Genomic DNA, 6,776 nt, shown 5'->3' with positions numbered 1-6,776 from the left:
GTCGATTCAAATATGAAAAATCAAGCGGAAATGACACCCGCTCTATTTGTCATGCCCTAATCGACTGTGAATAGTAACAAGCAATAAAGTCTGCCTTCATTACATAATGGCAGACTTTATTACACAGATTATTCTATTTTCATTAGACTACTTGCATCAACAATTTTTCTTACAAATTCCATATGGCACCTCATCAACTATCATGAAACATCAGTATCATAACTATAGTATAATGAATTACTTCTATTTATGCAATGCTTGGTATTTTTGAATTTCCAATGGCTCATTTGGGAATATATACGGCATTATACGATATATCTAAGAGCATCCTGAGGCTCCTCCACGATAAAGTCCGCCCCCGCCGCCATTAGTTCTTCCCGTGAACCGTAGCCGTATAAAACTCCCATTGAATGTACGCCGGCCTCTTTTGCCCCCAGAATATCATAATCCCGATCTCCGATCATCAGCACAGTGCTCCGTTCATAAACTCCCGCTTCATCCAGAACATACTCAATGACTTCCGACTTTTTTGTCCGACTTCCATCCATAAGGCTGCCGCCGATAAAATCAAAATACCTGCTGATTCCAAAATGTTCTGCAATCGTAACCGCAAATGTTTCAGGCTTCGAGGTTGCCATTATAACCTTCAGGCCAGCAGCCTTTAATTCCTGCAGTAGTTCCGGTATGCCATCATAGACTTCATTTTCAAAAATTCCCTTATCCCGGTAATATTCCCGGTAATACTCCACCGCCCGGGCTCCTTCCTCCTCGGAAAACCCACAAAATTCCCGAAATTGTTCCTTAAGAGGAGGCCCGATAAAACAGCGCAGCCTGGAAAGGTCATCTACTTCCATTCCATATTTTTTCAGTGCGTACTGTACCCCTGCCATAATTCCCGGCCCGGAATCCGTCAAAGTACCATCCAGGTCAAACAAAACTGTCTTAATCTCCATCATTCAGTCCTCCACTATGCGGAAACCCGCATTTCTAACCCTTTTTAGAAGCTTCTTATCTTATCCTCTTCGTCGTTCTGTGTATTAAGGATACTGCGTATCACCACATAATACCCGTAGTCCTCATTCACCTTCACATATACCCTATCGTTCACCCTGCGGCCCAGTATTGCTTTCCCTATCGGAGATTCGATACTAATCAGGCCGTTTATCGAACTGCCTCGCACCGATGTAACCAGCCGGTACGTTTCTACCTCATCGTCATCTTCACAGTAGACCTCTACCGTATTATTAATACCGACTTCATCGTCGCGGGAAGTATCATCCACAATCACGGCAGTCTTTAGCATTCTTTCCAGATAACGGATACGGCTCTCATTCTTATTTTTATCCTTCTTTGCAGCATGGTACTCAAAATTCTCACTCAGATCCCCGTGGGCCCGCGCTTCCTTCACAGCTTCGATAGCCTCACGGCGCACGACCAACTTCCGGTGTTCAATCTCCTCCTGGATCTTCTTAACGTCACTCTTGGTTAATTTATCATACATTGGTATTTCATCCTCTTTCAAAAATTAAATAGATACCAAATAATTATACACTAAAATACAGGAGGGTTAAACAAAAATTTTACTTTTTGGTGCGAAGGGGCGTCAGCCGTTTAGTTAGTTGGGTGGATTGGTTTATTATCTTAGCTTGTAGTTATAAATGCAGCACACGTTGTATCTTAATAATAATGGTCATTATTCCAGCTGCTTAATTAATGGGGATTGATGTAATTGACTTATATTTGTTTCTGTATGAATAGTTATTGGCCCTTGGTTATGTGATATAATGAATTTAAGTATTTGATAGGGAGATGATTTTGAATGACTGAGATTTGTGTGGAACAGGCTCGGATTTTTAGGCTGCGGGGGCATCATTTGGATTGTTTTTATGGAATAGAGGATGCGGAGGCTCTGGCTGGTGCCTGTGGGATTCAGAATTCATCTCCGGGGAGCTGGGAAACTTCGCTTTTTAATCGTGTTTCGGAATGCCGGTTAGAGGATTTGGAGGAATTGCTTTACATGAAACGGCGGCTTCTGCAGGCCTGGAGTTTTCGCGGGGCGCCTTTTATTTTTCCTGCTTCAGAAAGTGATGTTTTTCTTTCCGAACTGCTTCCCCAGGAGGATGAACCATGGATTTATACCCAGGGGATTGGACTGGCCCTTGATTATTTGGGGATTCCTTTTGAGGAACTGCTCGGATTGCTGCTGCGCGTCATACCGGGACTGGATGGCTGCGTGATCGTGAGTAAGACTTCGCTGGATCAGACTCTGGCTGAATGGATGCTGCCCCTGCTGCCTGCCTGTAAACAGGAATTATGGAACCATCCCTCTATGTATGGGAATCCAGACAAGCAGACGGTAGGCGGCGCTGTCGTTTCGTTTCTGCTGAGGCCTTGTTCCTTTCACGGACTGGTTGTATTTGGGAAACGCAGCGGGATCAGCCCCTCTTTTACTTCCTACAAAAACTGGTCCGGACACACACTTCAGTCCAACGGCGATGCGGCAAAAAAATTGGTGAGAAAGTTCCTGCACTGTTATGGCCCCGCAACGCTCGATTCCTTTGTGAGCTGGCTGGGCTGCTCCAGAACACAGGGAAAACGCCTGTGGGATTCCGTTAAAGAGGAAATAGAACCGGTCAAAATCGCAGAAAAAAAAGCATTTATTCTGTCCGAAGATAAAGAACAGCTTATCAATCCCCTTCCTCTCGAAAGAGAACTGCTCCTCCTGGGAGCCCACGATCCGTTCCTTGATCAACGTGACAGATCCATACTCCTGCCGGACAAATCCCTGCACAAAAACATATGGAAATATGTCTCCAATCCCGGAGTCATCGTATACCGCGGCGAAATCATAGGAATCTGGACAAGCCGAAAAAAAGGCAGCGCCATGGAAATAAAAATAACCCAATGGTCCCCCCTCCCCTGCCGCACCATCCTACAGCAAGAAGCCGAAAAATACGCCAACTTTCGCCAGCTAAAACTAACATCCCTGGACGATAACGATTAATTCCAAAACCTCCCCCAACAAAAATCCATCCCTGTCCATCCAAAAACATCTGCCTCCCCCGCTCCAGCCCCCAGCCAAAAATGCCCTAAACTATCCTGCCGGATGAGCCAGCCTGCCGTGGAACCGGGCGGGGACGCGCCAGAAAGGGGCAGCCGCAGGCCTTTGAAATGACATGTATGCCCTTCCAAAGACCTGCAGCTGCCCCTTTCCGACGCGTCCCCGTCCGGTTCCACGGCAGGCGTCCTTATCTTACAAGCAAAGATTCCCCAGTCATTTCCTGAGGCTGCTCCATCCCCATCATTTCGATAAGTGTTGGTGCGATATCCGCCAGGCATCCGCCCTCTCTGAGGCTGTATGCCGGGTCTGCATTGACTAATATGAACGGCACCGGATTCGTCGTGTGCGCAGTGAACGGCTCGCCTGTCTCCTGATCAATCAGCTGTTCTGCATTCCCATGATCTGCGCAGATAAACATCTGGCCATTGACTTCTTTGACGGCATCTACCGCTTTACCCACACATTCATCCACTGCCTCAATCGCTTTCACGGCAGCGGCTTCAACTCCCGTGTGTCCTACCATGTCAGGATTTGCAAAGTTGATGATTATCACATCGTATTTGCCGGATTTGATTGCATCCACCAGCTTATCACATACTTCATAAGCGCTCATCTCTGGTTTCAGGTCATAGGTTGCAACCTTCGGGGATTTTACAAGGATTCTGTCTTCCCCCTCGTTTGGTTCCTCAACGCCGCCGTTGAAGAAGAAGGTAACATGTGCATATTTTTCGGTCTCGGCAATACGCGCCTGCGTCATGTGGTTCTTAGCCAGGAACTCCCCGAATGTATTGGTGATCTCATCCTTTCCAAAGGCTACCAGTTTATTTCCAATTGTCACATCGTAGTCAGTGAAACAAACGAATACCGTCTTAATGCGCGGGCCTCTGTCAAATCCCTCAAAGTTGTCATCACAGAATGTTCTTGTGATTTCTCTTGCACGGTCAGGACGGAAATTGAAGAAGATCACGGAATCGTTATCTTTGATCGTTGCAACCGGAGCACCATCCTTCATGACAACCGTCGGAAGGACGAATTCGTCTGTTTTATCTGCATCATAAGATGCCTGGATTCCTTCCGGACCCGATGCCGCAGTCTCTCCCTCTCCGTTTACAAGGGCTTTATATGCCTTTTCCACTCTGTCCCAACGGTTGTCTCTGTCCATTGCATAGTAGCGTCCCATCACGCTTGCAACTTCCCCGATACCGATCTCTTTCATCTTTGCTTCCAACTGTTCTACATAGTCCTTGCCGGATGCGGGAGGCGTGTCTCGGCCGTCCAGGAAACAGTGTACATATAATTTTTCGATGCCCTGTTTCTTAGCAAGCTCCAGCAGACCGTAGATATGCTCATTGTGGCTGTGTACGCCGCCGTCTGAGACAAGGCCGAACATATGCAGGGCCGAGCCATTCTTTTTTACATTCTCACAAGCCGCAAGAAGCGCCTTGTTTTCAAAAAAATCGCCGTCCTGGATTGCTTTTGTAATCTTCGTCAGATCCTGATATACAATTCTTCCTGCGCCCATGTTGAGGTGTCCTACTTCTGAATTTCCCATCTGGCCGTCGGGAAGGCCTACCGCCAGACCGCTCGCATTTCCTTTCACAAAGGGGCACTCTGCCATCAGTTTATCCATGACAGGGGTTCTGCCCTCTGCTACCGCATTACCGTTCGTATTGTCATTTAATCCATATCCATCCAATATCATTAATACCGTTGGTTTTTTGCTCATATTATTCTCCTTCATTGTTAACTAATTTCTGTATTCCGGAACCTATTGTACCTTGTTTCTCCGGATTTTGCAAATCTAATCTGTCATCCCCTTCAGCCAGGTCTCAAGCAGATGGATCCAGGACTGCACCGGTTCGCAGATCATGCTGCCATCCGCCCTTGCGCTCGTTTGGTCCCCCAGGGAAAGCCCGTGCTCACCGGCAGAATACATATGAAATTCCGTGGACACCCCTGCCTTCCTGAGCGCCTGAACGAAGAGTAGCGCATTTTCTACCGGCACGGTCTCATCTGTAAATGTATGCCATATAAAACATGGAGGTGCAGCGGATGTCACCTGCTTCTCAACGGAAACCCTGTCCTTCAGTTCTTCATACCGGTTTCCCAGCAGGCTCCTGAAGCTGCCCTCATGGGCGTATTCTTCTTCCGATGTGATCACCGGGTAACACAGAATCATTCCACATGGTTTCAGTATCTCCGGAGTTGTCCCCGACAATTCACACAGAAACGGCTGATTCCAGAATACCCCCAGACTGGCGGCCAGATGTCCGCCTGCCGACGAACCCTGTATAAAGATCTTGTCCGTATCTACGTGCCATTTTTCGCAGTTTGTGTGCAGCAGCTTCATCACCTCTGCCAGCTCCAGCAGCGCAGTCGGAAACCGCGCAGGCGCCACGGAATACCGCAGAATACCCACATGATAGCCCATACTCAAAAGACGCATGGCAATCGGTTCAGCTTCTCTGTCACTGGTCATCTCATATCCGCCGCCAGGACAGAGAATCACCATGGGACGGTAAACATCCCCTTGAAAATCCATAGAGCTCTTTAAAATATATGCATAAAACTTTGTATCCTCAGCGGATCCGTCCGCCCGGATCGGAATTACTTCATACTGCATATTCAGCCTCCTGCTTTGTGCGTGATCTCCCCTATCGCAAGAAAATCGTGGCGAGCTTTCCCTGCGCTCCCCACGATTCCCTTCCCTGCGGTATCCGTCCTCATACGACAGCCAGTACCGCAATTATCGTTACTATTCACGGCCTATGGGCCGCGCATAGTAACGGCATCTGACTCATTTAAAATCGCCTGCAGCGAGGAGCCAGATGCCAGGCCCCATCACTTTATTGGCTCGGATGCCGTGTAGCAAGGTACACGGCCCCGTGAATAGTAGCCAAATATCTGCACTTGCGAATTATTTATAGTTGACAATCTTACCGAAATCTGCTTTCAGAGATGCACCGCCCACAAGTCCTCCGTCGATATCAGCCTGTGCAAATAATTCCGGAGCTGTTGCAGCATTTACAGATCCGCCGTACTGAATACGGATTGCCTCTGCTGTAGCCTGATCATAAACTTCAGCGATGCATGCACGGATTCCTGCACATACTTCCTGAGCCTGCTCTGTTGTAGCAGTCTTTCCTGTTCCAATTGCCCAGATCGGCTCGTAAGCGATCACTGCGGTCTTAGCCTGGTCAGCAGTAACATTCTGGAGCCCAACCTTAACCTGCTGGCGGATAAAATCCATGGTCACGCCCTGTTCTCTCTGCTCCAGTGTCTCACCGCAGCACATGATAGGTGTGATACCGTGCTCAAATGCTTTCAGCACTTTTTTGTTAACGTCTTCGTTTGTCTCACCGAAGTATTCTCTTCTCTCGGAATGTCCGAGAACAACGTATCTTACCCCTGCATCAACAAGCATAGCCGGAGAGATCTCGCCTGTGTAAGCGCCGCTCTCCTCAAAATACATATTCTCCGCGCCAACCTGAATATTGCTTCCCTTAGAAGCCTCTACAACCGGTACGATATCAATAGCCGGCACACAGAAAACTACGTCAACCTCTTCGTTTGCCACTAATGGTTTTAACTCCTCAACCAAAGCTACTGCCTCACTTGGAGTCTTGTTCATTTTCCAGTTACCTGCGATGATTTTCTTTCTTGACATGATATGGTCTCCTTTTATCGTTCATTTGTTCTGCTGCTTTGCCGCAGC

The 6,776-nt window shown here is 47.7% G+C and carries 6 protein-coding genes; 1 reads left to right on the top strand and 5 read right to left on the bottom strand.

The window, feature by feature from the left end; genetic code table 11:
• Nucleotides 1-305: 305 nt before the first annotated feature.
• The gene (locus GKG43_RS18935) at nt 306-953 is read right to left on the bottom strand and encodes an HAD family hydrolase (protein ID WP_050642807.1); all 648 of its coding nucleotides are present in this window, start codon (nt 951-953) and stop codon (nt 306-308) included.
• 44 nt (nt 954-997) lie between these two features.
• On the bottom strand, nt 998-1,501 hold the full coding sequence (greA, locus tag GKG43_RS18930) for a transcription elongation factor GreA (RefSeq protein WP_050642531.1): 504 nt from the start codon (nt 1,499-1,501) through the stop codon (nt 998-1,000).
• 318 nt (nt 1,502-1,819) lie between these two features.
• Here greA and GKG43_RS18925 point away from each other — a divergent pair, with 318 nt between their 5' ends.
• Nucleotides 1,820-3,004 carry a winged helix DNA-binding domain-containing protein gene (locus GKG43_RS18925; protein WP_129879664.1) on the top strand — a complete coding sequence of 395 codons (1,185 nt, stop codon included), beginning with the start codon at nt 1,820-1,822 and terminating at the stop codon, nt 3,002-3,004.
• A 244-nt stretch (nt 3,005-3,248) separates the two neighbouring features.
• On the opposite strand, the gene gpmI is transcribed toward GKG43_RS18925, so the two are convergent.
• The 3 genes from gpmI to tpiA form a co-directional block, all read right to left on the bottom strand.
• Nucleotides 3,249-4,787, bottom strand: coding sequence for a 2,3-bisphosphoglycerate-independent phosphoglycerate mutase (gene gpmI, locus GKG43_RS18920; protein WP_055154925.1), 1,539 nt, complete (start codon nt 4,785-4,787; stop codon nt 3,249-3,251).
• 75 nt (nt 4,788-4,862) lie between these two features.
• On the bottom strand, nt 4,863-5,684 hold the full coding sequence (locus GKG43_RS18915; protein ID WP_055154924.1) for an alpha/beta hydrolase: 822 nt from the start codon (nt 5,682-5,684) through the stop codon (nt 4,863-4,865).
• A 294-nt stretch (nt 5,685-5,978) separates the two neighbouring features.
• Nucleotides 5,979-6,728, bottom strand: coding sequence for a triose-phosphate isomerase (gene tpiA / locus GKG43_RS18910; RefSeq protein ID WP_050642536.1), 750 nt, complete (start codon nt 6,726-6,728; stop codon nt 5,979-5,981).
• Nucleotides 6,729-6,776: the final 48 nt, after the last annotated feature.

Origin of the sequence: Eubacterium sp. BIOML-A2 (assembly GCF_009680135.1) — a bacterium.
Taxonomy (GTDB): domain Bacteria; phylum Bacillota; class Clostridia; order Lachnospirales; family Lachnospiraceae; genus Faecalicatena; species Faecalicatena contortus_B.
This window is presented reverse-complemented; position numbering and strand designations above follow the sequence as displayed.